This window comes from Nonomuraea sp. NPDC050643 (assembly GCF_040654715.1).
In the GTDB taxonomy this organism is placed as follows: Bacteria; Actinomycetota; Actinomycetes; order Streptosporangiales; family Streptosporangiaceae; genus Nonomuraea.
Genome location: NZ_JBFAIM010000013.1, coordinates 67,064 through 91,884, shown reverse-complemented (window position 1 = coordinate 91,884; position 24,821 = coordinate 67,064). Strand labels below are relative to the sequence as shown.

The 24,821-nt window shown below is 71.7% G+C and carries 26 protein-coding genes; 9 read left to right on the top strand and 17 right to left on the bottom strand.

Features of this window, described 5'->3' with window-relative positions; genetic code table 11:
• Nucleotides 1-149: 149 nt before the first annotated feature.
• Together AB0I15_RS19020 and AB0I15_RS19015 are read right to left on the bottom strand one after the other, a co-directional pair.
• Complete coding sequence (locus tag AB0I15_RS19020) at nucleotides 150-650, bottom strand: hypothetical protein (protein WP_358096683.1); 501 nt, start codon at nucleotides 648-650, stop codon at nucleotides 150-152.
• A gap of 183 nt (nucleotides 651-833) precedes the next feature.
• Nucleotides 834-2,189, bottom strand: a complete 1,356-nt coding sequence (locus AB0I15_RS19015; protein WP_358096680.1) for a dipeptidase — start codon at nucleotides 2,187-2,189, stop codon at nucleotides 834-836.
• A 269-nt stretch (nucleotides 2,190-2,458) separates the two neighbouring features.
• Between AB0I15_RS19015 and AB0I15_RS19010 the strand changes: the two genes are divergently transcribed.
• From AB0I15_RS19010 to AB0I15_RS19000, 3 genes are all read left to right on the top strand, one after another.
• Complete coding sequence (locus AB0I15_RS19010) at nucleotides 2,459-3,841, top strand: aspartate aminotransferase family protein (protein WP_358096677.1); 1,383 nt, start codon at nucleotides 2,459-2,461, stop codon at nucleotides 3,839-3,841.
• Nucleotides 3,842-3,974: 133 nt separating this feature from the next.
• A complete protein-coding gene (gene ald, locus AB0I15_RS19005) occupies nucleotides 3,975-5,084 on the top strand; it encodes an alanine dehydrogenase (RefSeq protein WP_358096675.1) in 1,110 nt (369 codons plus the stop codon).
• A gap of 107 nt (nucleotides 5,085-5,191) precedes the next feature.
• Entirely contained in the window at nucleotides 5,192-5,560 is a 369-nt protein-coding gene (locus tag AB0I15_RS19000; protein WP_358096672.1) for a VOC family protein, read from the top strand.
• 13 nt (nucleotides 5,561-5,573) lie between these two features.
• Here the strand turns inward: AB0I15_RS19000 and AB0I15_RS18995 are convergent, their stop codons facing one another.
• From AB0I15_RS18995 to AB0I15_RS18960, 8 genes are all read right to left on the bottom strand, one after another.
• Nucleotides 5,574-6,959 (bottom strand): tetratricopeptide repeat protein, encoded by a 1,386-nt coding sequence (locus tag AB0I15_RS18995; protein ID WP_358096669.1) that lies wholly within the window; start codon nucleotides 6,957-6,959, stop codon nucleotides 5,574-5,576.
• A 55-nt stretch (nucleotides 6,960-7,014) separates the two neighbouring features.
• A complete protein-coding gene (locus AB0I15_RS18990; protein WP_358097062.1) occupies nucleotides 7,015-7,884 on the bottom strand; it encodes a sulfite exporter TauE/SafE family protein in 870 nt (289 codons plus the stop codon).
• A gap of 17 nt (nucleotides 7,885-7,901) precedes the next feature.
• Nucleotides 7,902-8,102, bottom strand: a complete 201-nt coding sequence (locus AB0I15_RS18985; protein ID WP_358096667.1) for a hypothetical protein — start codon at nucleotides 8,100-8,102, stop codon at nucleotides 7,902-7,904.
• Nucleotides 8,103-8,195: 93 nt separating this feature from the next.
• Nucleotides 8,196-8,504: an SHOCT domain-containing protein gene (locus tag AB0I15_RS18980; RefSeq protein ID WP_358096664.1), complete on the bottom strand. Its 309-nt coding sequence runs from the start codon at nucleotides 8,502-8,504 to the stop codon at nucleotides 8,196-8,198.
• Between the two features lie 132 nt (nucleotides 8,505-8,636).
• Nucleotides 8,637-9,008 carry a VOC family protein gene (locus AB0I15_RS18975; RefSeq protein ID WP_358096661.1) on the bottom strand — a complete coding sequence of 124 codons (372 nt, stop codon included), beginning with the start codon at nucleotides 9,006-9,008 and terminating at the stop codon, nucleotides 8,637-8,639.
• Nucleotides 8,992-9,756, bottom strand: a complete 765-nt coding sequence (locus AB0I15_RS18970; protein ID WP_358096658.1) for a class I SAM-dependent methyltransferase — start codon at nucleotides 9,754-9,756, stop codon at nucleotides 8,992-8,994. Before AB0I15_RS18970 ends, AB0I15_RS18975 begins: the two co-directional genes overlap by 17 nt.
• Before the next feature lie 47 nt (nucleotides 9,757-9,803).
• Nucleotides 9,804-10,259 carry a Clp protease N-terminal domain-containing protein gene (locus AB0I15_RS18965; RefSeq protein ID WP_358096656.1) on the bottom strand — a complete coding sequence of 152 codons (456 nt, stop codon included), beginning with the start codon at nucleotides 10,257-10,259 and terminating at the stop codon, nucleotides 9,804-9,806.
• A 10-nt stretch (nucleotides 10,260-10,269) separates the two neighbouring features.
• Nucleotides 10,270-10,425: a helix-turn-helix domain-containing protein gene (locus AB0I15_RS18960; RefSeq protein WP_206058409.1), complete on the bottom strand. Its 156-nt coding sequence runs from the start codon at nucleotides 10,423-10,425 to the stop codon at nucleotides 10,270-10,272.
• A 99-nt stretch (nucleotides 10,426-10,524) separates the two neighbouring features.
• Here AB0I15_RS18960 and AB0I15_RS18955 point away from each other — a divergent pair, with 99 nt between their 5' ends.
• Complete coding sequence (locus AB0I15_RS18955; protein WP_358096653.1) at nucleotides 10,525-12,036, top strand: FAD-dependent monooxygenase; 1,512 nt, start codon at nucleotides 10,525-10,527, stop codon at nucleotides 12,034-12,036.
• Here the strand turns inward: AB0I15_RS18955 and AB0I15_RS18950 are convergent.
• Nucleotides 12,017-12,664 carry a response regulator transcription factor gene (locus AB0I15_RS18950; RefSeq protein ID WP_358096650.1) on the bottom strand — a complete coding sequence of 216 codons (648 nt, stop codon included), beginning with the start codon at nucleotides 12,662-12,664 and terminating at the stop codon, nucleotides 12,017-12,019. The two genes, AB0I15_RS18955 and AB0I15_RS18950, sit on opposite strands and share 20 nt — an antisense overlap.
• The gene (locus AB0I15_RS18945; RefSeq protein ID WP_358096647.1) at nucleotides 12,661-13,767 is read right to left on the bottom strand and encodes a histidine kinase; all 1,107 of its coding nucleotides are present in this window, start codon (nucleotides 13,765-13,767) and stop codon (nucleotides 12,661-12,663) included. The genes AB0I15_RS18950 and AB0I15_RS18945 overlap by 4 nt, the downstream gene beginning before the upstream one ends.
• 95 nt (nucleotides 13,768-13,862) lie before the next feature.
• Between AB0I15_RS18945 and ggt the strand changes: the two genes are divergently transcribed.
• Nucleotides 13,863-15,590, top strand: coding sequence for a gamma-glutamyltransferase (ggt, locus tag AB0I15_RS18940; RefSeq protein ID WP_358096644.1), 1,728 nt, complete (start codon nucleotides 13,863-13,865; stop codon nucleotides 15,588-15,590).
• On the opposite strand, the gene AB0I15_RS18935 is transcribed toward ggt, so the two are convergent.
• Nucleotides 15,580-17,034 carry an NAD(P)/FAD-dependent oxidoreductase gene (locus tag AB0I15_RS18935; protein WP_358096642.1) on the bottom strand — a complete coding sequence of 485 codons (1,455 nt, stop codon included), beginning with the start codon at nucleotides 17,032-17,034 and terminating at the stop codon, nucleotides 15,580-15,582. The two genes, ggt and AB0I15_RS18935, sit on opposite strands and share 11 nt — an antisense overlap.
• 96 nt (nucleotides 17,035-17,130) lie before the next feature.
• Entirely contained in the window at nucleotides 17,131-17,304 is a 174-nt protein-coding gene (locus AB0I15_RS18930) for a hypothetical protein (protein ID WP_358096639.1), read from the bottom strand.
• A gap of 105 nt (nucleotides 17,305-17,409) precedes the next feature.
• Here AB0I15_RS18930 and AB0I15_RS18925 point away from each other — a divergent pair, with 105 nt between their 5' ends.
• Nucleotides 17,410-18,195 (top strand): SURF1 family protein, encoded by a 786-nt coding sequence (locus AB0I15_RS18925; protein WP_358096636.1) that lies wholly within the window; start codon nucleotides 17,410-17,412, stop codon nucleotides 18,193-18,195.
• A 2-nt stretch (nucleotides 18,196-18,197) separates the two neighbouring features.
• A complete protein-coding gene (locus AB0I15_RS18920; RefSeq protein ID WP_358096633.1) occupies nucleotides 18,198-18,509 on the top strand; it encodes a DUF3817 domain-containing protein in 312 nt (103 codons plus the stop codon).
• 20 nt (nucleotides 18,510-18,529) lie between these two features.
• Here the strand turns inward: AB0I15_RS18920 and AB0I15_RS18915 are convergent, their stop codons facing one another.
• From AB0I15_RS18915 to AB0I15_RS18905, 3 genes are all read right to left on the bottom strand, one after another.
• Entirely contained in the window at nucleotides 18,530-18,721 is a 192-nt protein-coding gene (locus tag AB0I15_RS18915; protein WP_358096630.1) for a hypothetical protein, read from the bottom strand.
• A 123-nt stretch (nucleotides 18,722-18,844) separates the two neighbouring features.
• On the bottom strand, nucleotides 18,845-19,903 hold the full coding sequence (locus AB0I15_RS18910) for a protein kinase (protein WP_358096627.1): 1,059 nt from the start codon (nucleotides 19,901-19,903) through the stop codon (nucleotides 18,845-18,847).
• 16 nt (nucleotides 19,904-19,919) lie between these two features.
• Nucleotides 19,920-20,774, bottom strand: a complete 855-nt coding sequence (locus AB0I15_RS18905) for an arylamine N-acetyltransferase (RefSeq protein ID WP_358096624.1) — start codon at nucleotides 20,772-20,774, stop codon at nucleotides 19,920-19,922.
• Between the two features lie 96 nt (nucleotides 20,775-20,870).
• Here AB0I15_RS18905 and AB0I15_RS18900 point away from each other — a divergent pair, with 96 nt between their 5' ends.
• On the top strand, nucleotides 20,871-21,530 hold the full coding sequence (locus AB0I15_RS18900) for a response regulator transcription factor (protein WP_358097059.1): 660 nt from the start codon (nucleotides 20,871-20,873) through the stop codon (nucleotides 21,528-21,530).
• The gene (locus tag AB0I15_RS18895) at nucleotides 21,527-24,817 is read left to right on the top strand and encodes a DUF4153 domain-containing protein (RefSeq protein WP_358096621.1); all 3,291 of its coding nucleotides are present in this window, start codon (nucleotides 21,527-21,529) and stop codon (nucleotides 24,815-24,817) included. Before AB0I15_RS18900 ends, AB0I15_RS18895 begins: the two co-directional genes overlap by 4 nt.
• The last annotated feature ends 4 nt before the right edge of the window (nucleotides 24,818-24,821 follow it).

Sequence of the window (24,821 nt, the reverse complement as noted above, 5' to 3'; positions counted from 1 at the left end):
CGGATTGGCCGGCGGTGCGCTCAAGGGCCGCGCGCGAGCCGTCGAGAGGGCTTGGGCGCGGGAGCCGAGGTCCGCGCCTGTGATCCAGGCCCCCACAACCGCAAGGGCCGTTGCCTTGTACGGGACGGCCGTCTCTGCAGTCAGCGCAGTTAGGCGGGAAGGTTCCAGGTGGGGCCGTCGGGGTCGCCGAGCCACACCCATGGGCTCTCAGGTGTGACCGTCAGCCCGAAGCCGGACTGATGAGGTTGGCCGGCTTCCTGCCACGTCTCAATGGCTTTCTCGATCTCGTCCCACATCCTGGTCGGACCGTGTTGAAGCACCGTCCATCCGCCTGCGGGATCTGGCCGAGCTTCGACTCGTGACCCCGTGCTCGCGTCGATCAGAAACGTGACGTTCTCGCCCCAGGCGACCTGTGTTTGCGGAGCGGCGAGCTGGGCGACCCAAAGGGCCGTACCACATTGGAGGATCGCGGGATCGATTCTGGATTCGCGCGCATTTCCGATGCCTTTCCTCAGCGGAGGACGCGGAGGAGGCAGATGTGAGCGCGCGGTCATGAAGTAAAGACTGTCTTCGAGGAAACGGCCGCTCGCGGTGCCGTCGTCGGCCACGGTGAGGTGAGCGAACACGGTTTCGCACATCCATCCGGACATCGGAGTGGTGATGGTCCCTGGCGTATTGGCCGGTAACCAGGTACGGGTGGCGATGGCGCCGGAGGCGCCTGGGTGTGGGGGTCTGAGTTTTGTGCGCGTACCGCCTCTTGCGAAGGCCTTTTCAGGTGGGGTCCCGCCGGCCCACCCGGTAATCGGGTAACGGGTGGGTGGCTTTTGGGGGACCTACACGCCCAGTGCCGAGGGCAGGCTTAGTTCCTGGAGGAACAGGGCCTCCGTGGTGACCACTCGGCGTAGTTCTTCCAGGTCCACGCGCTCGTTCGGCGCATGGATGGCGGCGTCCTCGTCCTCCGCCCCGAACAAGAGGATCTCCGCCGCCGGGAACTGCTTGAGGAGCGTGTTCACCAGCGGGATCGAGCCCCCCGCGCCCACGTCCCTGGGCGGGCGGCCGAAGGCGCGTTCCATGGCGCGGTTCAGGGCCGCCCTGGCCTTGCCGCCCGAGTCCGCCTGGAAGCCCGACCCGACCGTGAAGTCGCCGAACGACACCTGTACGCCCCACGGCGCCACCTGCCGCAGAAACTCCACGACCGCGTTCACCGTCGTCTTCGGGTCGCCGGCCGGAGGGATGCGTACGGTCACCCTGGCCCGCGCCACCGGCTGGACCGCGTTGACCGCGCCCGACACCGTCGGCACGTCGAGGCCCGTCACCGTGATGGCGTACGACGACCACAGCCGGTCCGCCAGCGAGCCCGAGCCGACCAGCGACACCCCGTCGAGCACCCCGGCCGTCTTCCTGAACTCCTCCTCCGACGGCCCCTGCCCCAGGAACGACCCCCTGGGCAGCCCGGGTACGCGGATGTCGCCGTTGTCGTCGTGGAGCGAGGTCAGCATGCGCATGAGCGCCGCCAGCGCGTCGGGGGCGGCGCCGCCGAACGAGCCGCTGTGTACGGCCTCCCGCAGCGTACGCACCTCGATGGTGAAGGCCGCCATGCCGCGCAGCGAGGTCGTGACCGCCGGGTCGCCCACGCGCGGGTTGCCCGTGTCGGCCACCACGATGGCGTCGGCCCGCAGCAGTTCGGGGTTGCGCTCGACGAACGCCTCGAGGCGCTCGCCCGCGTATTCCTCCTGGCCCTCGATGATGACCTTGATGCCCACGGGGAAGCGGCCCTGGAAGGCGCGCAGGGCGGCGACGTGGGAGATGACGCCGGACTTGTCGTCCGCGCAGCCGCGCCCGTACAGGCGGCCGTCGATCAGGGTGGGTTCGAACGGCGAGGTCCGCCACGAGGCGGGGTCGCCGGCGGGCTGCACGTCGTAGTGCGCGTACAGCAGCACGGTCGGCATGCCGGGCGGCGCGGGCGCCTCGCCGTAGACGGCCGGGAAGCTGCCTTCGACCGGCACCTGCTGCACGCGCGGCAGGCCGGCGGAGCGCAGCAGCTCCTCCGTCAGGGCGGCGGCGGCGTAGACGGGCTCTTCCGGATGCCCGGGGAAGGCCACGGAAGGGATGGCGGCCAGCCGCTTGAGGTCGTCGATGGCCTGTGGCATCGCGGCGCGGACAGCGCTCTCAATCTGGTCAGGAGTCACAGGTCGTCCCCCGGGGTCGTTCTCATCGGTGTCAACAGGTGGGCAGTTCTCAGAGGTTCGGTCTCATTGGATCACAACCGGCTCCACGCTGCGGAAACCAGGCGGAACCGGACCTGAGTCCCGGCCCAATCTACCTTCGGATTTCGTTGCTGTTACATATGGGTTCTGCGGAAACCGATTTTCTTGCATAGTGCTGCGACCGATTCGCTTGGCAAATCGGCAGGAGAACCTGCAGACTGTGGGGAGTTGAGACACGAGGGAAGATAGCCATGACGCAGCCGGAAACCGACCTACTCAAGGCCGCGCAGGACAACCTGTGGTTGCACTTCACCAGGCACAGCGCCTACCAGCAGGCCGAGATCCCCACCATCGTGCGAGGTGAGGGCTCCTACATCTACGACCTCCACGGCAAGCGCTACCTCGACGGGCTGGCGGGGCTGTTCGTGGTCCAGGTGGGCCACGGCCGGCAGGAGCTGGCCGAGGCCGCCGCCAAGCAGGCCCAGGAGCTCGCGTTCTTTCCACTGTGGTCCTACGCCCACCCCAAGGCGGCCGAGCTGGCCCAGCGCCTGGCCGCGCACACGCCGGGCGAGCTGAACCGCGTCTTCTTCACCACCGGCGGCGGTGAGGCGGTCGAGTCCGCCTGGAAGCTGGCCAAGCAGTACTACAAGCTGGTCGGCAAGCCGCTCAAGCACAAGGTCATCAGCCGCCAGATCGCCTACCACGGCACCCCGCAGGGCGCGCTGTCGATCACCGGCATCCCGGCGTTCAAGCAGATGTTCGAGCCGCTGGTGCCGGGGTCCGTACGTGTCCCGAACACCAACCACTACCGCGCCGACGAGATCACCGGCGTCAAGGGCATGACGCCCGAGCAGTACGGCATCTGGGCGGCCGACCGGGTGGCCCGCGCCATCGAGATGGAGGGCCCCGACACGGTGGCCGCCGTCTTCGCCGAGCCCGTCCAGAACGCCGGCGGCTGCTTCCCGCCGCCCCCCGGCTACTTCCAGCGCCTGCGCGAGATCTGCGACGAGTACGACGTGCTGCTCGTCTCCGACGAGGTCATCTGTGCCTTCGGCCGGCTGGGCACCATGTTCGGCGGCCAGAAGTTCGACTACGTGCCGGACATCATCACCTGTGCCAAGGGCATGACCAGCGGCTACTCGCCCATCGGCGCCATGATCGCGCACGAGCGGCTGTTCGAGCCGTTCAAGGACGGCGACACCATGTTCGCCCACGGCTACACGTTCGGCGGCCACCCGGTGTCGGCGGCGGTGGCGCTGGCCAACCTCGACATCTTCGAGCGCGAAGACCTGCTCGGCCACGTCACCAAGAACGAGCCGCTGTTCCAGCAGACCCTCGACGACCTGCGCGACCTGCCGATCGTCGGCGACGTGCGCGGCTCCGGCTACTTCTGGGGCATCGAGCTGGTCAAGGACAAGACCACCAAGGAGACGTTCGACGCCGACGAGTCCGAGCGGTTGCTGCGCGGGTTCCTGTCGAAGGCGCTGTTCGACGCGGGCCTCTACTGCCGGGCCGACGACCGCGGCGATCCCGTGATCCAGCTCGCGCCCCCGCTGATCGCGGGACAGAAGGAGTTCGACGAGATCGGGCAGATCCTCCGCGGCGTGCTCACCGAAGCCTGGGCCCGGCTGTAAGAGGCATGGCCGTGAGAAGCCCGGTTGTGAGAGGCCCGGCCGCAAGACCTGTGGTGGATCGCCGAACGCGGGCCACCATGACACCCCTCAGTCCGGCACAACGATGTGCCGGTTCCCGAAAGGATCCACCGCAATGAAGATCGGCGTCCCGGCCGAGGTCAAAAACCACGAATACCGCGTCGCCGCCACTCCGGCGGGCGTTCACGAGCTGGTGCGCAACGGCCACGACGTTCTCGTCCAGCGCGGAGCGGGCCTCGGCTCGCAGATCACGGACGAGGAGTACCTCGCGGCGGGCGCGAAGATCCTGGACGGCGCCGACGCCGTCTGGGGCGAAGCGGACATGGTGCTCAAGGTGAAGGAGCCGATCGCCGAGGAGTACCACCGGCTGCGCGAGGGCCTGGTGCTGTTCACGTACCTGCACCTGGCGGCCTCCCGGTCCTGCACGAACGCGCTGCTCGAGGCGAGGACCACGGGCATCGCGTACGAGACCGTGCAGGTGGGCCACTCGCTGCCGCTGCTGGCCCCGATGTCCGAGGTCGCGGGCCGGCTGGCGCCGCAGGTGGGCGCGTACAACCTGATGCGTTTCAACGGCGGCAGGGGCGTCCTGCCGGGCGGCGTGCCCGGCGTGGCCCCGGCGAAGGTGGTCGTGATCGGCGGCGGCGTGTCCGGGCTGAACGCCGCGCAGATCGCGGTCGGCATGGGCGCCGACGTCACCGTGCTCGACACCAACATCGACCGCCTGCGCCACATCGACGCCATCTACCAGGGCCGGCTCAAGACGCTGGTCTCCACCCGGTACGCGATCGAGCAGGAGGTCCTTCAGGCCGACCTGGTCATCGGCGCGGTGCTGATCCCCGGGGCCAAGGCTCCGACGCTGGTCTCCAACGACCTGGTCTCCCGCATGAAGCCGGGCTCGGTGCTCGTCGACATCGCCATCGACCAGGGCGGCTGCTTCGAGGACTCACGTCCGACCACGCACGCAGAGCCGACGTACAAGGTGCACGAGTCGGTCTTCTACTGCGTGGCCAACATGCCGGGCTCCGTGGCCAACACCTCCACGTACGCCCTGACCAACGCCACGCTCCCGTACGCGGTCAAGCTGGCCAACCTGGGCTGGCGCGAGGCGCTCAAGGTCGACGCCGGCCTGGCGGGCGGGCTCAACACCCACGCCGGCCTGCTCACCAACGAGCCGGTCGCCGAGGCGCTCGGCCTGCCTTACACGCCGGTCGCGGAGCTCGTCTGACCACCGGGAGGGTACGGCCGCGCCGCCGTGCCCTCCACATCTCCACCTCGGCCCCGCGTCGGGATCCTCGACCAGGCCCAGACCGGACACAACCGACAGGAGGAGCGATGGCGCTCGGCATCAGTCAGGTCACCATCTACGTCGAGGACCAGCAGCGGGCGGTCGACTTCTGGACCGGCAAGATGGGCTTCAAGCTCACCAGGGACATGCCGTACGGCGAGGACCGCTGGATCGAGGTCGAGCCCCCGTCCGGCGGCTCCCGGCTGGTCGTCCACAAGGCCGACCCCTCCTGGCCCGCCCTGGGCAAGGAGCTGCCCAACTACGTCATGTTCCAGGCCGACGACATCGTCGAGACGCACAAGGAGCTGGTGGCGCGCGGCGTGGAGTTCGCCCAGGAGCCGGTCCGGCAGCCCTGGGGCTGGTCGGCCGTGTTCAGGGACGACGACGGCCACCTGTTCCACCTCGGCCAGCGCTGAGCCGGCAGGCACGTCAGCGTACGCCGAGGCGGCGGCGCAGGTCGCGGGCCGTCGCCAGGACGTGCTCCAGCTCGCCGGGGCTGGGCCAGGGCGAGCTGCCGGGACGCAGCAGCGTGCCGCGTACGGACGCCAGGTGCTCCACGGCGCTCTCGTGCACACCGCTGCGCTCCACCAGCCACCCCAGCACGTCGGAATGGTCGTGCAGCGGCCTGGTCACCAGATCCCACGTGCCCAGCACCTCGGCGAGATCCGCCACGGCCAGCGGGACACCGCCCCTGCGGCCGGTGGCGGCCGAGGCCAGCTCCGCCCGCGCGGTCAGCTCCGGCTCGGCGGGACGGCCCCAGGCGGGCGGCGGCGGGTCGGACAGCCACTCCTGCGCCTCCCCGTGCGCGCCCGCCACCGACAGCAGGCCGCCCAGCTCGACGGCGGCCCCGTGGTGCCCGGCCTGCGCGGCCTGCCGGAACCAGTGCTGCCCGCCCGCTATGTCGCCGAACTCGGCGATGAGCAGCAGGCCGTAATTGAAGGCCGACTCGGGGTCTCCGCCGGCCGCCGCCCGGCCGAACCAGTGGCTGGCCGCCGCGGTGTCGCCCAGCTCCACGCAGACGAACCCGGTCATCCGCTGGTCCTCCACCCGGCCGGCGCCGGCGGCCTGCTCGAACCAGGCCCGCGCGGTACGCAGATCGCCCCTCGACAGCGCGACCCCGCCGAGCCGCGAGGCGGCCCCGGGATGCTCGCTCTTGGCGGCCAGCCGGTAGTAGGCCTCCGCGCCCTCGGGGTCGCGCCCGGCGTGCAGGTAGAGGCCCAGGCAGTACGCCGACTCGGCGTGGCCGCCCCTGGCCCCGCACTCCCACCAGCGCACGGTCTCCTGGCTCTCGCCCGCCGTGTACGCCAGGAAGCCCAGGTCGTGGGCGGAGGCCACGTCACCGTCGGCGGCCGCCTGGCGGTGCCACTCGCGCGCCGGGGCCAGCTCGCCCGCGTCCTCGCACATCAGCGCCAGCCTGCGGGCGGCGGTCCTGGACCCGGCCGTGGCCGCGCTCTCGAACCAGACCCTGGCCGCCTCGGCGTCGCCGCGCTGCTCCAGCAGGAGCGTGGCCAGGTTCGTCGCGGCCTCGGCGTCGCCGGTGCTCGCGGCCGCTTCGTACCAGGTGACGGCCTCTTCCAGGCTGCCGTGCTTCTCGTGCCAGATGCCCAGGTTGTAGGCGCTGTCGATGTTGCCGCCCGCCGCGGCCCGCTCCCACCAGCGCCTGGCGGCCACGCGGTCGCCGTGCTGGGCGTAGAGCTTGCCGAGCCGGTGCGCGGCCTGCTCGTCGCCGGCCTCCGCGGCGGCCAGCAGCTCGGGCTCGTCTCCCACACGCGGTGCCGGTACGGACGGCGCCGTCACCTCTCCTTGCCAGGCCATGGCGACAGATTGGCACGTGATCACGCGATCGCGAACCGTAATCGCCGACAAGCCCCTACGAGAAGTTGATGAAGCCGGCGTACATGCCCATCCCGCAGACATAGCGCATCGAGCCGGGCCGCTGCGGCGGCAGGCGTACGGTGGCCGGCAGGGCGACGTCGCGCCCGTCGATCGCGACGGTGCCCGCGCAGCCCCGGTCCGCCAGCTTGAAGACCACCTCGACCGGTACGCCCGCGCGTGCCGTCACCATGGCCGGGCGGTACCCCTCGCGGGTCGCCCACACCGTGACCGTCTGCGCCCCGGGACCGGACGCGGGCGCCGGGGCGGCGGTGAGCCAGCCGCCCAGGTTGACCCCGGCCCCGGCCGTCCAGAGCCCGGCGCCGACGGCCACGACCCCGGCCAGCCGCGCCAGCCGCGTCCGGGAGACGCGCCGCAGCGCGTATCCGAGCAGCGCGAACGCGGGAGTGGTGCCGGCGACGAACCCCGCCATGGCCGCCGCGCCCGCCAGTGGCGAGCCGCTGGAGACGGCGACCAGCTCCATGCCGAGCGTCATGCCGCAGGGCACGAGGATGGTGGCCGCGCCCAGGAGCGGCGCCTTGAACCGGGACGCGGCTCCGGGTTCGGCGGGCGCGCAGCCGGCGCGCCCGTGTCTCATCAGCCTGGCCGCGAAGGCGACGACCGTGAGACCGGCCACGACCAGCAGCACCGCCCGCGCCTGAGGCGGCAGGCTGACGGCCGAGCCGAGCAGCCCGAGCAGCGCTCCCGCCGCGGTGTGCGAGACCAGCCGCCCCGCCAGGAACCAGCCGACCGGCGCGGGATCGCGCCCGTGGCGTCCGTCGGCGAGCCCCATGAGCAGCCCGCCCTGGGCGGCGGTGCACGTGACGGTTCCCGCGACGAGCCCGGCGGCGACCCCGCCGGCGAGCAGCGTGGCGGCCTGCGCGCTCAGTGGACGAGCGCCAGGCTGTCCAGGGCCCCGCTCTTGGCCGCCGCCACGACCGAGGCGAACTGGTCGAGACTCATCTCCACCCGTTGCCCGAAGTCGTCGGTGATGACGACCTGCCGCTCTTCCGGCGCCTTGTGGTCGACGAACAGCTCGGGGCAACCGCAGCTGCACTGGCCGCAGAATTTGGCGATGGACCGCATTGCCGTCCCCACTCTCTATGAAGCTCTGTACGGAACGTAACGCGACCTCATGGATGCGGCCAGTGACAGTTGTTGCACCCTTAGTGCCGTTTATCAGGAAGCGCCCCTGAGGACGGACATCTTCTCGAAGTACTCGTCGTCGCTCAGCTCGCCGCGGGCGTACCGCTCGGCGAGGATCTGCTCGGCGGAGGCGGTCGGGGAGGCGGTCGGGGAAGCGGGCGGAGCGGCGGGCGCCGTCGGCGAGGCGGCGGCGGGCGCTTGGCGCGGCCCCCACCAGCCCTTGCGCCGGGCCGTGATGACCAGCGCGACGACCGCGATCCAGAACAGGCCCCAGAAGGCGGGGAAGATGGGCGAGAAGCCGCCGGGGCCGAAGTGCGGCGCCCATTGGGCGATCAGGTTCATTGTCTCCTCCTTGACGTGTACCTCCAGGGTCCGCCGAAGGAGGGCGCGGCGAATCGGACCATGGGCGCGGTCCGGTCTGCGCCGTCAGGAGTGCTCGGGCGGGCCGGACGTACGTCGTTCGCGGTAGGCGCGTCAGGACACGCAGAACTCGTTGTCCTCGGGGTCGGCCAGCACCACCCAGTCGTCGTGGGTCTCCAGCAGCTTGGCCCCGAGGGTCACCAGCCGGTCGATCTCGGAGTCGAGGTCGTCGGCGCGCAGGTCGAGGTGGAGCCGGTTCTTGACGATCTTGCGTTCGGGCACCCGCTGGAACCACAGCCGCGGCGGCCCGCCCTCGACCAGCACCGTCGGATCGTCCTCGGGGTCGAGGACGCCTTTCGCGCGCAGCCGCGCCAGCTCGGCCTCGTCGTAGGGGGCCACGGCGTAGCCGTCGAGCGCCGCCGCCCAGAACCGGGCCAGCGAGGCCGGATGCCGGCAGTCGACCACCACGTCATGCAGTCTGGCCATCGGGCCTCCTCGCCTCGATGAGGAACCGGGAGGAGTGGGCCACGAACGGGCCTTCGGCCTCGATCCGGTCGTGCAGCTCGCGCAGCCTGGCGCCGTAGCGCTCGACCGAGAAGCCGGGCACGATCCAGATCACCTTGCGCAGGAAGTAGATCACCGCGCCGATGTCGCGGAACTCCATGCGCAGCCGCTCGAAGCGCAGGTCGACGACCTCGAGCCCGGCCGCCTCGGCCGCCGCCTTGGCCCTGTCGGGCTCGCGGCCCGAACCGTCGTGGGAGCCGAGGAAGTGGTCGGTGAGCTCGGCGACGCTCCACGGGCCGACCTGCTGGGAGAAGTAGCTCCCGCCGGGCCGCAGCACGCGGGCGATCTCCTCCCACCACGTCGCCACCGGATGGCGGCTGGTCACCAGGTCGAAGACCCCGCTGCCGAACGGCAGGCGCGGCTCGTCGTCGTCGGCCACCACCCAGGCGCCGCGCGGGCGCAGCCGGGCGGCGGCCAGGGCGAGGTTGGGCGGCCACGACTCGGTGGCCACGGTCACGGGTGGCAGGGTGGGCAGGCCGGCCAGGATCTCGCCGCCGCCGGTCTGGACGTCGAGCGCGGCCTCGGCCCTGGCCATGCGCTCGCCCAGCAGCCTGGCGTATCCCCAGGAGGGTCGCTCTTCGCTCGCCCGGCCGTCCAGCCACGAGAAGTCCCAGCCGGTCACGGAGACGGTGTTGGCCTCGTGGACGAGGTCGTCGTACGTGCGCCGCATCCTTCGACCATCTCAGCGGCCCGGCCGGGCGATCAACCGAATTTCGGTCAAGCCATGCGGGCGCGGACCGCCGCGCGGTCGATGCTGAGCTGGTCGACGAGCTGCGCGACGGGGTCGGGCCGCTCCTGCGCCAGCAGGCCGAGGGTCAGGTGCCGGGGCGCCTCGGCGTCTCTGGTCTTCATCGTCGTGGCCTTGATGGCCTGGTTGAGCACGGCGCGCGCGCTCGAGGTGAGCGCGGTGTCGGGAACCTTGGGGTGCTTGCGGGGGGTCTTGGGCACGTCGCCGACCTCGAGGCCGAGTATGCGCAGCGCCGCGCGGTCGAGCTCGTCGAGCGCCGTGCGGGCGGCGGCCACGTCGACGCCCAGCGCGCGGGCGGACGCGTCGTGGTGCAGGAGGCCGAGCAGCAGGTGCTCGGTGCCCATCCTCCGGTCGCCCCGCAGCCTGGCCTCCTCGAACGCGGCCTTGATGATCACCCAGACCGGGCTCTTCTCCCTGCCGAACATGGTCAGCCCCTTACTTTCCGTATTTGGCGTGCACCGACTGCCGCGACATGCCGAGCGCGTCGCCGATCTGCTCCCAGGTCCAGCCCTGCTCTCTGGCCAGCGCCACCGACATCGCCTCGACCTGCTCGGCCAGGCGGTGCAGCGCCCCGACCGCCCGCAGGCCCATGGCCGGGTCGTTGGCCCTGATGCGCTCGGACAGCTCTGTAACGTCCACGGTGTCAGGCTAGCTTGACAGCCGCGATTCTGTCAATCTAGCCTGACAGGCATGGAAGACATCGTGATCGTGGGGGCGGGACCCGTGGGGCTGATGCTCGCGTGCGAGCTGGGCCTGGCCGGAGTCCGCCCGATCGTGCTGGAGAAGAGGGCCGAGCCGAGCGAGCTGCCCAAGGCCAACGGCCTGGGCGGGCAGATCGTCGAGTTACTCGACCACCGGGGGCTGCTGGAGCCCTTCAGCGCGGGCAGTCCGTTCACCGGCCGGCCGCCGGGGTTCCCGTTCGGCGGGGCCGATCTGCGGTTCGACGGGATCGACGACATCCCGCTGCGGCTGCTGCTGATCCAGCAGCCGCGCCTGGAGCGGCTGCTCACCGAGCGGGCGCTGGAGCTCGGGGCGGACATCAGGCGGGGGCGCGAGGTCCGCTCGCTCTCCCAGAACGAGGAAGGGGTGACGCTGGAGCTCGACGAGGGGCGGATGAGAGCCCGGTACGTGGCCGGCTGCGACGGTGCGGGAAGCCTCGTACGCCGGTGGGCGGGCATCGAGTTCGCCGGCACCACCGACGACGAAGGGCTGATGGTCGGCCACTTCAAGACCGACCTGGCCGTGTTCGACTCCCTGGAGTCCGACGGCCTGCGACCGGGGTGGAACCGCACGCCACGGGGCCGCGTGCTGCTCACCTCGCTGCACGAGGGGGTGCTCATCGCGGGCGTACGGGAGCCGGGCGCGTCTCAGAGCGACTCCGTGACCCTGGCGGACTTCCAGGCGGCCCTGCGCCGCGTGCTCGGCAGGGAGCTGCCCCTGGGCGAGCCGATCTGGCTGTCGAGCACGGTCGCGCAGGCGCGGCTGGCCGAGCGGTACCGGGCCGGGCGGGTGTTCCTGGCGGGGGACGCGGCCCACCTGTTCCCGGCGGGCGGCTCGGCGCTCAACGTCGGCATGACGGACGCGGTCAACCTCGGCTGGAAGCTGGCCGCCAGGCTGCGGAGGCGGGTGCCGGAGGCGCTGCTGGACACGTACGAGGGCGAGCGCAGGCCGGTCGGCGCGCGCACGCTCACGCAGACCCGCGCGCAGGCGGCGATCGACCGGGCCGACGGCGCGGACGGCGAGGCGTTGCGCGAGGTGCTCTCCGAGGTGTTCGCCTTCGAGCAGCCCGCCCGCCACCTGGCCACGCTCCTGCACGACTCCGGCATCCGCTACGGGCACCCCGGAGAGCAGGCCGCGGGGCCGGTCACAGGGCCGGACGCAGGGCCGGAAGCGGGGCCGGACGCGACGTCCGGCGCGGGGCCGGGCGGGCATCCGCTGGCCGGGCGGTTCGTGCCCGACCTGCGGCTGGAGGGCGGGCGGCGGGTGGCCGAGCTGATGCGCGAGGGCCGGCCCGTGCTGCTCGACCTGGGCGGCGGCGCCACGCTCGACGACGACTGGATCGAGACCGTCAGCGCCCGCTGCGACGACCCGCCCGCCGGCGCGCTGCTGATCCGTCCCGACGGCTACGTGGCCTGGGCGGGCGGCGACGGGCTGGCCGAGGCGGCGGAGCAGTGGTTCGGGCTCACAGCCAGCCGGGTCTGACCAGGCCCGACTCGTAGGCGATGACGACGAGCTGGGCGCGGTCGCGGGCGTGCAGCTTCATCATGGCCCGGCTCACGTGCGTCTTGGCCGTGGCGGGCGACATGAACAGCTTGGCCGCGATCTCGTCGTTGGTCATGCCGGTGCCGACCAGGGAGAGCACCTCCCGCTCCCGCTCGGTGAGCTGGTCGAGGCCGTCGGCGACGACCGGTTCCTTGGCGCGAGTGGCGTATTCGGCGATCAGCCGGCGGGTCACGCTGGGCGACAGCAGCGCCTCGCCGGCCGCCACCACCCGCACCGCCTGGATCAGCTCGGCCGGTTCGGTGTCCTTGACCAGGAAGCCGCTGGCGCCGCCGCGCAGCGCCTCGAAGACGTACTCGTCCAGCTCGAACGTCGTCAGGATGATGATGTGCGGCCCCGGCGGCATCAGCCGGGTGGCGGTCAGGCCGTCGGTGCCGGGCATGCGGATGTCCATCAGCACCACGTCCGGCTGGTGCTCGCCCGCCAGCCGGACCGCCTCCGCGCCGTCGGACGCCTCGGCCACCACGGTCATGTCGGGCTGGGCGTCGAGCAGCGCCTTGAAGCCCGCCCGGACCAGCGCCTGGTCGTCCGCCAGCAGCACGTTGATCATGAAGTCTCCTCGGGTAGTGGCAGCCGGGCCTCGACCTGGAAGCCGCCGTCCGACGGACCGGCGACCAGGGTGCCGCCAAGCGCGGAGGCCCGCTCGCGCATGCCGGGGATGCCGTTGCCGCTGCCCGACTCGGACAGCACCGCGGGCTTGGTCGCGCCCGAGTCGCTCACGAGGACGGCCAGCTCCCTCTCGCCGTACTCCAGGCGCACGCTCACCTCGGCGCCGGGCGCGTGCCGGGCGGCATTGGTGAGCGACTCCTGCACGATCCGGTACGCGGCCCGCTCCACCTGCGACGGCAGCGGCCGCGAGCCGACCCGTTTGAGCTTCACCGGCAGCCCCGACCGCTCGATCAGGTCGTCGAGGCGGTCGAGCCCGGCCGTGGGGGAGCGCGGGGCGCCCTCACGCAGGACGTTCAGCACCGAGCGCATCTCGCCGAGCACCTCCTTGGAGGCCGTCTTGATGGTGGCCAGCGCGGACCTGGCCTGCTCGGGATTGGCGTCGATGAGGTGCAGCGCGGTGGAGGCCTGCACGTGGATGAGCGAGATGTTGTGCGCGAGCACGTCGTGCAGCTCCTGCGCCATGGTCAGGCGCTCCTCGCTGGCCTGCCGCCTGGCCTCCTCCTCCGCCACCCGCTCCCGCTCGGCCCGGCGCTCCTTGACGATCCTGATCAGCTCGGCCACGACCATCAGCAGCAGGATGACGGTGAGGATCCACACGTTGTGGAAGACGTCGCGGTTGCCGACCCACCAGGCGTAGCAGAGGAACGACAGCAGCGTCATCGCGGCCATGAACCAGGCCGTCAGCCGCCTGCCGCGCACGACCAGCAGGAACAGCAGGACGCCCGGGCTGATGAAGCTGGGGCCGTAGGCGTAGCCGCCGATCAGGTAGAGGTCGCACGCGGCCAGCGCGACGGCGGTGGACAGCAGCGGGAAGCGGCGGTGCGCGAGGATGGCGAGCGGCCCGATCAGCAGCAGCGCGTAGGCGTAGGGGTCGAGCGGCTCTCTGACGAACCGCTGTCCCCAGGACGCCCCCTTGGCGATCACCATCTGGGCGACGGCCACGATCAGGGCCAGGTAAGGGTCGAATCCATACTTCCGGCGCACGTCACTCACGCTAGGTCACCCCTCTGACCAGCGCATCATCCCTGCGTGTGAGGGGGCCCTACCGCGACGGGCGTAGCTGGGCCATCGTGGAGACCATGCGTCGTGTGATCGTTCCCGCAGCAGCAGTATTCGTCTCCCTCGTGTCGGCGCCACCCGCGCTGGCGGAGCCGCAGCCGAAAGTCCCCGTCGCCGAAGGGTACGGTGGCGCCGTCGCCACCGTCGACCTCGACGCCAGCAAGGCCGCCATCGGTGTGCTGAAGAAGGGCGGCAACGCCATGGACGCCGCCGTCGCCGCCGGCGCGGTGCTCGGCGTCACGGAGCCGTACTCGTCGGGCCTGGCCGGCGGCGGCTTCATGGTCTACTACGACGCCAGGCAGCGCAAGGTCTACACCATCGACGGCCGGGAGACCGCGCCCCAGGCCATGACCTCGACCTCGCTCGAAGGCATCCCGTTCGAGGAGGGCGTCACCAGCGGCCTGTCGGCGGGCGTGCCGGGCACGGTCGCGAACTGGGACCTGGCCCTGCGCAGGTTCGGCACGATCTCGCTCAAGCAGGCCCTGCGGCCCGCGATCGAGGTCGCCTCCCAGGGCTTCGTCGTGGACCAGACCTTCCACGACCAGACCGCCGCCAACGCCGCCCGCTTCAAGGACATCACCTCGACCGCCAAGCTCTACCTGCCGAACGGCGCCCCGCCGCCCGTCGGCTCGACCTTCCGCAACCCCGAGCTCGCCGACACCTACCGCGAGCTGGGCGAACGCGGCCCGAGTTGGCTGTACGACGGGCAACTCGGCAAGGAGATCGTGGCCACCGTCAAACAGCCCCCGGTCACCCCCGGCAGCACCCGCAACGTCCGGCCCGGCCTGATGGAGCTGTCCGACCTGCGCGCCTACCGCGCCCTGATGCGCGAACCCACCAAGGTCTCCTACAACGGCCTCGACGTGTACGGCATGGCCCCGCCCTCCTCCGGCGGCTCCACGGTCGGGGAGGCGCTCAACATCCTCGAGGCCCGGCCCCGGGTGGGCCTGCACGAATACCTGGAGGCGTCCCGGCTGTCCTTCGCCGACCGCGGCAAGTACGTCGGCGACATCCCGGGCGTGCCGCTCAAGGAGCTGCTGTCCGACGGCTTCGCCAAGGAGCGCTCCTGCCTGATCGGCGACACGGCCATCGCCCACCCGGCCGCGCCCGGCGAGCCCGACGGCTCGTACCGGGGCTGCGGGCGGCCGTCGGGCACCGCCACCCCGATCGCGGACGAGGGCCCCGAGACCACCCACCTGGTCGTCGCCGACCGGTGGGGCAACGTCATCGCCTACAACCTGACCATCGAGTCCACCGGCGGCAACGGCATCGTGGTGCCCGGCCGCGGCGTGCTGCTCAACAACGAGCTGACCGACTTCACGTTCGGCCCGGCACCCGGCGACCCGAACCTGCCCGCCCCCGGCAAGCGGCCGCGCTCGTCGATGGCGCCGACGCTGGTGTTCGACGACGGCCGCCCGGTGCTGGCGGCCGGCTCGCCCGGCGGCTCGACGATCATCACGACCGTCCTGCAGATCCTGGTCAACCGGTACGAGTTCGGCATGGACCTGCCGGACGCGCTCGCCGCGCCGCGCGCCACCCAGCGCAACACCGCGCAGACGCAGTCCGAGCAGGCGTTCCTGGACCGCTATCGGGCCGAGCTGGAGGCCAAGGGGCACAGCTTCGCGCTCAACCCGGAGATCGGGGCCGCCACGGCGCTGGAGTTCCTCGGCAGGGGCATCATCCAGGCCGTGGCCGAGCCGACCCGCCGCGGGGGCGGCAGCGCGATGGTGGTCTCCACTAGTAGATGAGTTCGTACGCGTCGGGCTTCACCCTTCGGGTACGCGCCCAGTACTCGAAGGTGAAGCCCGGCCAGATCGTCCGGTTCACGCCGTGCTCGTCCAGATACCAGGACGAGCAGCCGCCCTCGTTCCACACCAGCGGGTCGAGGCGGGCGTGCAGCCGCTCGTTGAAGGCACGCTGCGCGCCGGGCTTCACGTCCACCGCCCTGGCCTGCGTTCTGGAGAGCAGGCGCAGGCATTCGACGACGTAGCGGACCTGCGACTCGATCATGAAGACGACCGAGTTGTGCCCGAGGCCGGTGTTCGGCCCGAGGAGGAAGAACAGGTTGGGGAAGCCCGAGGTGGTGATGCCGTAGTAGGCCTCGATGCCGTCCTGCCAGGCGTCCTGGATCTTCAGGCCGTCCCTGCCGACGATGTGCTGGCCGGTCAGCGCGTCGACCACCTTGAACCCGGTGCCGTAGACGATCGCGTCGGCCTCGTGCTCGACCCCGGCGGCGTCCACGAGCGAGCGCTCCCGGATCTCGGTGATCCCGTCGGTGACCAGTGAGACGTTCTGCCTGGTGAGGGCCGGATAGTAGTCGCTGGAGATGAGGATGCGCTTGCAGCCGATGCGGTAGTCGGGGGTGAGGGCGCGGCGCAGGCCCGGGTCGGGGACCTGGGCGCGCAGGTGCCTGAGCGCGAGCCGCTCGTGGCCCTTCATCAGCCGCGGGTCCACGGCGAAGCCGAGCGCCCGGCTCTCCAGGGCCCAGTAGATGCCGCCGCGCAGGGCCCTGGCCGCGCCGGGCAGGCGCAGGAGCCGGCGGGCGCCGGGGGAGAAGGCGAAGTCCGGCTTGGGGTGGAGCCAGGGGGCCGACCGCTGGAAGACGGTCAGGTGGCGGGCGGTGGGGGCGAGCCGGGGAACGAACTGGACGGCGGAGGCGCCGGTGCCGACGACGGCGACGCGTTTGCCGGTCAGGTCGGCCGCGTGGTCCCAGGCGGCGGAGTGGAAGGCGGGGCCGGCGAAGGATTCACGCCCCGGGATTTCCGGAAATTTCGGGATGTGGAGGGCGCCGATCGCCGAGACCACCGCTTTCGCGCGCAGCGTCTCGCCGTCGTCCGTGGTGATCGACCAGTCGCGCCGGTCGTCGTCGTACTCGAGGGAGGTGACGTGCTTGCCGTAGCGGATGTGGGGGGTGATGCCGTATTTGGCGGCGCAGGCGCGCAGGTAGTCCTGGATCTCCTCCTGTGGGGAGAACATTCGCGACCAGCCGGGGTTCAGCTCGTACGAGTAGGAGTACATGTGCGAGGGCACGTCGCACGTACAGCCGGGATAGGTGTTGTCGCGCCAGGTGCCGCCCAGTTCGGCGGCCTTCTCCAGGATGACGAAGTCGTGGTAACCGGCTTCCTTGAGCTTGACGGCCATGCAGATCCCGGCGAAGCCGGACCCGACGATCACTATTCCTGGCTCGGTCACAGCGCCTCCTATTGGACGTGCAATCCAATATAGGACAGACTGCGGGAACGACAAAGACCCGCCACGGCCTCCGCGGCGGGTGCTGCTGTCGGTCGGTTACTGGAGCAGCAGGAAGGCGGCGATGCCGATGATCACGATCGCGGCGACGACCGCGATGATGGGCACGATGGGAGACTTCTTGGGCGTGGCCTTGGCCTCCTGCTCGCGCGCGTTGGCGAACGCGCGGAAGGCCTGGGTGTTGCCCGCCGGGTCTATGTGCTGGTCAGACATGGCCAGCAGCCTAGCGTGATCGCCTGTAACGTTTGCTCCTTTTGGCGGGATCTGTAGGGATGGGCTGATTAGGGGACCGGCCCCTGCGGCGGATAACTTTGAAGCATGCTGAGGACCCTGCTCTCTCCCCGCGTCATGGGGTTGCACCTGCTCACGATCGGGGTCCTCGTCGCGTTCATCCTGCTCGGCCGCTGGCAGCTCGGCGTTTTCCAAGATTCGGGAAAGCCGCACGCCTCCTCCGATCCCGAGCCCGTGGCGGTCGGCACGCTCGCCCCGATGGGCGCCCAGCTCACCGGCGAGGTCGTGGGCCGCAGGGTCACGGCGGAGGGCTTCTACGAGTCCGGCCGCCAGCTCCTGGTGGCCGACCGGCGCGCCGACGTCGACGCCCCCGGCGGCAACGTCTCGCGCGACCACGGCTACTGGGTGCTCACCCCGCTCAAGCTCGACGACGGCACGCTGATGCCCGTGGTGCGCGGCTGGGTGGCCAAGGCCGACGACCCGGCCGTGGCGGCCGTGCCCGAGAGCAGGGTCTCGGTGGCCGGGCGGCTGCGGCCGCAGCAGGGCACCGACAGCGTGCAGCGGCGCGCGGAAGGGCTGCCCGCCGGGCAGGTGCAGACCGTGTCCACGGGCGAACTGGTCAACCTGTGGGCCGGGCAGAAGGTGCGCACCGGCTATGTCGTGGCGCAGCCCCCGTCAGGCTCGCTGACACAGGTCAAGGCCGATCCGCCGGTGGTGGGTGGCACGCTGACCTGGCGTAATCTGGCTTATGCCGCCAACTGGTGGATCTTCGCTGGATTCGCCGTCTTCATGTGGTTCCACTTCGTACGCGATGCCGTGCGAGCGGATCGGGACCGCGGCAAGTCGTCCCCTGAGATGGTTCTGGAAGGTTAACGGTGGAATCGGCTCTCAAGCCCTTCCGGGTGCTCGCGTACGTGGTCGGCGTCATGCTGCTCATCCTCTGCGTGGCCATGGTGCTGCGTTACGGCTTCGGCGAGGCGTCGCTGTCGAAGATCATCGCGCCCATCCACGGCGGGCTCTACATGATCTATCTGATCGCGGTGATGAATCTGGGCATGAAGGCGCGCTGGGCGTGGCCGTACATGCTCGGTGTCATGCTCGGCGGGACGGTGCCGTTCCTGTCGTTCTACGTCGAGCGACGGGTGACCCAGCGCGTGCAGTCGGCGCCGGCCGCGGCGGAGGCCTGAGGGCCCCCGCCGCCGCGGGCTCAGTGGCCGATGCCGCGCCTGCGGGCCCTCTTGAGCCGCTCGCGCTGCGACGGGTCGAGCATCAGGTATCCGACCACCGGAGCGGCGACCAGGCCGAGGACGACCAGCAACGTGACCCATCCGGGCAAGAAGAACAGCGAGAACAGTACGGCGATGCCTGCGCCGATGGCGTACTTCTGGACTGGCGACATCCTCAACTTCCTCCGACCGCGGAGCGCGCGCCCCGCCTCTCCCACATTCTGCGTCCCCCGTCCAACGTATGAACCTACCGTTCTGGTTCCATACGCGATGTATCGCAATTGTTGTGCGGCCGATCAGGCCCGCGCGATGGCCAGCAGGTCCCGGCGGAGCTCGTCCACGGTGGGGCGTTGCGTCGGGTTGCCCGACAGCAGCCGGAACAGGACGGGCGCCAGCACCCCCGCCCGCGTCAGCGGCGCGCCCGGGGCGGGCGGCGAGCCCTCGACGGCGGTGAACAGGGTGGCGCCGAGCGACCACAGATCGGCGGCCTGGGTGGCGGCGCCCTCGGGGGCCGTGTAGGCCGGGAGCGTTCCCGACCTCAGGAGCGGCGTCAGCCGGGCCCGGCCGGCCATGTCGATCAGGACGTTGCCCGGCTGCACCCCGCCGTGGAACTCGCCCCAGGCGACGAGCCGCTCCAGCACGGCCAGCCCGATCGCCGCCACCTTGGCGGGCGGCAGCGGCCCCGACGACGCGACCAGCGTGTCCAGCGGCAGGTCCACGGCCAGCCGGTCGAGCGTCTCGCGCACCACCGCGATCGGCGGCTGCCACGACGGGTGCAGCATCGCCCGCACCAGCGACCTGAACGGGTCGGCGCCCTCGGCGGGCACCTGGCCCGGCGGGCGGCCCTCCACCGCGAAGTGCAGCGTGGCCGCCAGCGACCACAGGTCGGCGGAGGGCAGCATGCTGAGGCTGGGATAGCCGAACCCGGTGAGCACCGCCCGCCCGGTCGCGGTGAGCAGCACGTTGCCGGGATCGACGCGCCCGTGCACGATGCCCGCCTCGTGCGCGACGGTCAGGGCCGACAGGAGGCACACGCCGACCCTGGCGGCCTGCGCGATGGGCAGCGGGCGGCGCGAACGTACGGCCTGCTCCAGCGAGGTCCCCGAGACGAACTCCATGACCAGCCACGGCGTCCCGTCCTCGACCAGCACGTCGAGCACCCGCACGATGGAGGCGTGCCGCAGCCCCGCGGCCAGGCGGGCCTCGTGCAGCGCGGCGTCACGCAGCTCCGCGGGCACGCGCACCTGCCTGACGGTGACGTCACGATGCGCCACCTCGTCGAAGGCCAGGCGCACGGAGGCGCCCAGGGGGTTCAGCAACCGGTAGCGATCGTTCAGCTTCCTGATCTCACCCATCTCGAGGCCCACTTCATCATGCCGGACCACCGGCCAGCCAGCTTTCGTGGGCGTCATGAACCCGGCGCCAGAGCTTGTCCTTCTCACCGGCGCTGACGTCGTCGAGCGGCAGCAGGAAGATGTCCGCCAGCGCCGCGTAGAAGTCGCGGGCCGAGCCCAGGGTGACCGACCGCCTGTCCTTCCCCAACCGGCTCAGCACGAGCCCGCGCAGGCTGTCCACCCCGTAGGCGTCGCGCCGCTGGACCGTGACCACGCGGACGAAGCCGGACGCCGGCGACGTCGTCAGGTGCTGGTGCATGTCGGCGAAGGCCGACATGCCGGTGGGGGCCAGGCCGAAGTCCATGCCGACGAACGAGCCGCTCGGATCGTGGTCGAACCGCCAGCCGCCGGGGGCGACCTCGGACGGGCGCAGGACGTACTGGAAGGGGCCCTGCCGGTACGTGCCCGCGACCAGCGGGAGCGGCTCGTGCAGCGCGTCGCCCAGCCCCAGGTCCACCAGCCACTCGCCGCCCGGATTGTCCGGCGACGGCAGGCCGCGCACCGTGAGCACCAGGTGGTTGGCGGTGATGCCGGGCGCCAGCCCTCGGTTCTGCACGCCGCCGACGTGCCTGGTCACGTCGTAGCCGAGAGCCGCGACGAGCTCCGAGAAGGCGCCGTTGAGGTGGTAGCAGTATCCGCCGCGGCCCCCGATGATGCGCTCGGCCGACTCGACGGGATCGACGGTGGTGGGGCGGCCCAGCCAGATCTCCAGTGCCTCGTAGGCGACCCTCTCGACGTGCGCGACGTGCAGGGCTCGCAGGTTCTCCGCGCTCGTGGGGGCGTTGAGCAGCGTGGGCAGACCGAGGCGGCGGAGGTATCCGGCTGTGTTCACCAGCCAAGTCTGCACTGTATGTGCACAAATTTAGGAGTGTCGTCTGCACGGCGCGCTTCTAGTCTTTCGTACGTGGCAGAGCAGCGACGCATCCTCGTGGTCGAGGACGATGTGACGATCGCGCTGGCCGTACGGAACCGGCTCGCCGCCGAGGGCTTCGATGTCCGGGTGGCGGGCGATGGGCAGGACGCCCTGGTCCAGTACGGCAAAGCGGATCCGGACCTGGTGATCCTCGATCGGCTGTTGCCCGGTCTGGACGGACTGGAGGTGTGCCGCCGGATGCAGGCGGCCAGGCCCGTGCCCGTCCTCATGCTGACGGCGCTCGGCGAGGAGACCGACGTGCTGGTCGGTCTCGGCGTCGGGGCCGACGACTATCTGGCCAAGCCGTTCAGCATGCGCGAGCTGGTCGCCAGGATTCACGCGCTGCTGCGGCGCGTGGAGCGGGCGGCCCAGCTCGCGGCTGAGGACACCGTGATCAGGGTGGGCGAGGTCGAGATCGACACCGCCGCCCGCCGGGTGTTCGTCGGCGGGGTGGAGGCGCAGCTCACCAGGACCGAGTTCGACCTGCTGCGCCGGCTGGCCGAGCGGCCCGGGCAGGTCTTCGAGCGCGACCGGCTGCTGTCCGACGTGTGGGGCTTCTCGGAGGCGGCGGCCACCAGGACGGTGGACAGCCACGTCCGCGCGCTGCGCCGCAAGCTGGGCTCCGACGTGGTGCGCACGGTGCACGGCGTCGGCTACGCCTTGGTACGGCGATGAGACCCCTCGACTTCCTGGGCCGGATCAAGGTCAAGCTCGGCATCGTGATCGTGCTGGCCGTGGGCACCGCGTTCGTCGTGAACGAGGTCGGCATCGCCTCCGGCTTCTCCCGCGAGGTGCGGATCGCCGTCGCGGTGATCCTGGCGCTGATCATGGTCCAGGTGCTGGCCATGGGCATGACCAAGCCGCTGCGCCAGATGGCCAGCGCCGCCCAGACGATCGCCAAGGGCCGTTACACGCTCCGGGTCAGCGCCACCTCCCGAGACGAGGTGGGGGAGCTGGCCAGGGCCTTCAACGCGATGGCGGCCGACCTGGGCGAGGTGGACCGGCAGCGGCGCGAGCTGGTCGCGAACGTCAGCCACGAGCTGCGTACCCCGATCACCGGGCTGCGGGCCGTGCTGGAGAACGTCGTGGACGGCGTCTCCGCGCCCGACCCCGTCACCATGCGGACCGCGCTCGCCCAGACCGAGCGGCTGGGCCGGCTCGTCGCCCAGCTCCTCGACCTGTCGCGGCTGGACTCCGGCGCGCGGCTGATCGAGGCCGAGGCCCTCGGGCTGGCGCCGCTGGTCGAGCAGGCGGTCAGGGAGGCGTCGCTGGCGCGCGAGGACGTCGAGATCCGCCCGTCGGTCCCGGCCGGCCTGGTGGTGCGCGCCGACCCCGACCTGCTGGCCCAGGTCCTGGCCAACCTCCTCGACAACGCGGTACGGCACAGCCCGCCGGACGGCGTGGTGACCGTGAGCGCGGCGGCCGAGGGGGACGGGGTGCGGATCGCCGTCGCGGACCTCGGGCCGGGGATCCCATCGTCGGCCAGGGGACGGGTCTTCGAGCGCTTCTCCCGGCTGGACGCCGGGCGCGCGGCGGACTCCGGGGGCGCCGGGCTGGGCCTGGCCATCGTGAAGGAGATCGTCGAGCTGCACGGGGGTTCCATTCGCATCGACGACTGCGCGGGATGCCGCATGGTGGTCGATTTACCAGGGAGGACGACGATGGCGGACGTACCGCTCGAGGCCGAGCCGGGTTCGGGGGAAGTCGTGCGGCGGCCGGAACAGGTGATCGACAGGCAGGTGGAGGCGGACCTCACTCCCGAGGGAAGCCGCGACGCCGGAGCGGTTCCTGTCGGGGCCGCGTCTGGTGAGGGGGCGGCAGGAGAGCCGGCGTCCGACGTGATGGCCGCGCCCCGGCTGGGCGCGGCGGGCGCGCCGAGCGCCGCGGGCGTGGTGACGGCTGAGGGCGGCCGGGACGGCGAAGGGGCTACGGCCCCCGCCACGGCTGGCGCCAACTCCGCCACCGCCACCGCCGCCACGGGAGCTGCCGCTTCGGCGAGCGCGGCGACCATGGCGGCGATGGCGGCGCTGAGCGGAAGCGCGCCGGGCGGCGCGGGCACGACTGCCGGCGCCGGCGCGAGCGTGGGTGTGGGTGCGGGTCGGATGGGGCCGGGCGGGGTCGGTTCGGGTCCGGTGGGTGCCGGGGCTGGGCGGGTGGGGCCGGGGATTGGTGCGGGCTTCGGGGGTGGGGTCGGCGGGCCGCCCGCGGGGATGGGGTTCGTGATGCCTCAGCCGTCCCCGGGTGGCGGGCTGGCCAGGATGGTCGGCGGCGGGGTCATCGGGTTGCTGGTCGGGTTCCTGGTGGGGATGTTCGCCGCCGTGCTCGTCAGCGTGACCGTGGGCGACGGCCTGGCCCTGGTCACGCTCGTCATGTGCACCGCCGTCCTGGGTGGTGTCGGAGCCGCTCTGGGGGCGGGGTCGGAGCGCAGGGCGGCGGCCGCGGCGTACCAGGCGGCGGCGCCGTACCGGAATCAGGCGGGGCCGGTGGCGCCCTACGTGCCGCCGCCGCTCTTCCCCCGGCCCGTGCTGCCCGAGCCGCCCCGATGGCTGCTCCCGGCGGCGGCGGGGGCCGGGGTGTTCGCGGCGGTGGCGCTGCCCGATGCGCAGGTCGGGCTGGGGATCGTCCTGGTCGCGATGGTGCTCGGCGCGGCGGCGCTGCCCGCGGTGCTGCGGCGGATGACGCCGTGGACGGTGGCGTTCGGGGTGACGGCGTACTGGCTGATCTCCATGGCGGCGGTGCGCGACGCCGACTGGCTGGTGGCGATCCTGCTCGTGGCGGGGGCCGGACTGGGTGCGCTGGCCGTCTCCGGCGCGGGCGCCGGATGGCTCGGCGTGATCAGGGGTGGCGCGTCCGTCCTGCTCGCGCTCGGACCCGTGCCGTACTTCCTGGCCAAGCCGCTGAAAGGGCTGACGGCGCGACGGCGGATCCTGCCGATGCTGGCTGGGCTGGGCATCACGGCGGTGCTGCTGGTGGTGTTCGGGCTGCTGTTCGCCTCGGCGGACCCCGTCTTCTCCTCCTATCTGGAGCGGGTCACCACCGCGCCGGACTGGGCGGAGTCGGTGCCCGCGCGGATCTTCCTGTTCGGGCTGTTCGGGCTGCTGCTGGCGGCCACGGTGCTGGTCGCGCTGCGGCCCGTGGTGGACCCCGTGGGGCCCGAGACCAAGTTCAGCGTGAGCAGGACCATCTGGTTCCTGCCGCTCACGGCGGTGAACCTGCTGTTCGCCGCGTTCGTGGCGGTGCAGATCACGGCGCTGTTCGGCGGCAACACCTGGGTGCTGAAGACGGCCGGGCTGACCTACGCCGAGTACGCCAGGCAGGGGTTCTTCCAGCTCGTGGTGGTCAGCTTGTTCGTGCTGGGCATCGTGGCGGTGGCCGCCGGGCTGCTCAAGGTCGAGCGGCGCGAGCGCTGGCTGCTGGCCGCGCTGCTCGGCGTCCTGTGCGGGCTGACCATGGTGGTGCTGGTCTCGGCCCTGCATCGGATGAACCTCTACACCGACGCCTACGGGCTCTCGCGGTTGCGGCTGTCCGTGCAGGCCACCGTGTGGTGGCTCGGCACGCTCTTCGCCCTCGTGCTGCTGGCCGGCGCGGCCCGGCTGGCGGGGCGCGGGTCCGGCTGGCTGCCCCGGACGATCGTGCTGGTCACCGGGCTGGGGCTGGGCGCGTTCGCGATCGTGAACCCCGATCTGCAGGTCGCGTATACGCAGGTCGAGGTGCGCGGCCCCAGCAAGATGGACTCCGACTACCTGGGCGATCTCGGCGCGGAGGCGGTGCCGGCGCTGGACCGGCTGCCGGAGCCGCAGCGCAGTTGCGTGCTCGCCGGCGTGGTCGCGGCCAACGGGCTGGACCGGCCGGATCCGTGGAACGGGTGGAACCTCGCCCGATCCCAGGCCCGCGAGTTGCTGGCCGATCGGCCGGTGGGCAAGGACCTCCGGTGCCCCCCGATGGGTTCCCGCTCTGATTGAATCT

Bases quoted from the DNA above. Each gene is read 5' to 3' on its own strand.
- AB0I15_RS18930 (WP_358096639.1), bottom strand. From the start codon at position 17,304: ATGTCTGACCAGCACATAGACCCGGCGGGCAACACCCAGGCCTTCCGC.
- AB0I15_RS18985 (WP_358096667.1), bottom strand. From the start codon at position 8,102: ATGCGGTCCATCGCCAAATTCTGCGGCCAGTGCAGCTGCGGTTGCCCC.
- AB0I15_RS18960 (WP_206058409.1), bottom strand. From the start codon at position 10,425: ATGGGCCTGCGGGCGGTCGGGGCGCTGCACCGCCTGGCCGAGCAGGTC.
- AB0I15_RS19020 (WP_358096683.1), bottom strand. From the start codon at position 650: ATGTCCGGATGGATGTGCGAAACCGTGTTCGCTCACCTCACCGTGGCC.
- AB0I15_RS18915 (WP_358096630.1), bottom strand. From the start codon at position 18,721: ATGTCGCCAGTCCAGAAGTACGCCATCGGCGCAGGCATCGCCGTACTG.
- AB0I15_RS18965 (WP_358096656.1), bottom strand. From the start codon at position 10,259: ATGTTCGGCAGGGAGAAGAGCCCGGTCTGGGTGATCATCAAGGCCGCG.
- ald (WP_358096675.1), top strand. From the start codon at position 3,975: ATGAAGATCGGCGTCCCGGCCGAGGTCAAAAACCACGAATACCGCGTC.
- AB0I15_RS18970 (WP_358096658.1), bottom strand. From the start codon at position 9,756: ATGCGGCGCACGTACGACGACCTCGTCCACGAGGCCAACACCGTCTCC.
- AB0I15_RS18950 (WP_358096650.1), bottom strand. From the start codon at position 12,664: ATGATCAACGTGCTGCTGGCGGACGACCAGGCGCTGGTCCGGGCGGGC.
- AB0I15_RS18895 (WP_358096621.1), top strand. From the start codon at position 21,527: ATGAGACCCCTCGACTTCCTGGGCCGGATCAAGGTCAAGCTCGGCATC.
- AB0I15_RS18925 (WP_358096636.1), top strand. From the start codon at position 17,410: ATGCTGAGGACCCTGCTCTCTCCCCGCGTCATGGGGTTGCACCTGCTC.
- AB0I15_RS19000 (WP_358096672.1), top strand. From the start codon at position 5,192: ATGGCGCTCGGCATCAGTCAGGTCACCATCTACGTCGAGGACCAGCAG.
- AB0I15_RS18955 (WP_358096653.1), top strand. From the start codon at position 10,525: ATGGAAGACATCGTGATCGTGGGGGCGGGACCCGTGGGGCTGATGCTC.
- AB0I15_RS19010 (WP_358096677.1), top strand. From the start codon at position 2,459: ATGACGCAGCCGGAAACCGACCTACTCAAGGCCGCGCAGGACAACCTG.
- AB0I15_RS18995 (WP_358096669.1), bottom strand. From the start codon at position 6,959: ATGGCCTGGCAAGGAGAGGTGACGGCGCCGTCCGTACCGGCACCGCGT.
- AB0I15_RS18975 (WP_358096661.1), bottom strand. From the start codon at position 9,008: ATGGCCAGACTGCATGACGTGGTGGTCGACTGCCGGCATCCGGCCTCG.
- AB0I15_RS18910 (WP_358096627.1), bottom strand. From the start codon at position 19,903: ATGGGTGAGATCAGGAAGCTGAACGATCGCTACCGGTTGCTGAACCCC.
- ggt (WP_358096644.1), top strand. From the start codon at position 13,863: ATGCGTCGTGTGATCGTTCCCGCAGCAGCAGTATTCGTCTCCCTCGTG.
- AB0I15_RS18980 (WP_358096664.1), bottom strand. From the start codon at position 8,504: ATGAACCTGATCGCCCAATGGGCGCCGCACTTCGGCCCCGGCGGCTTC.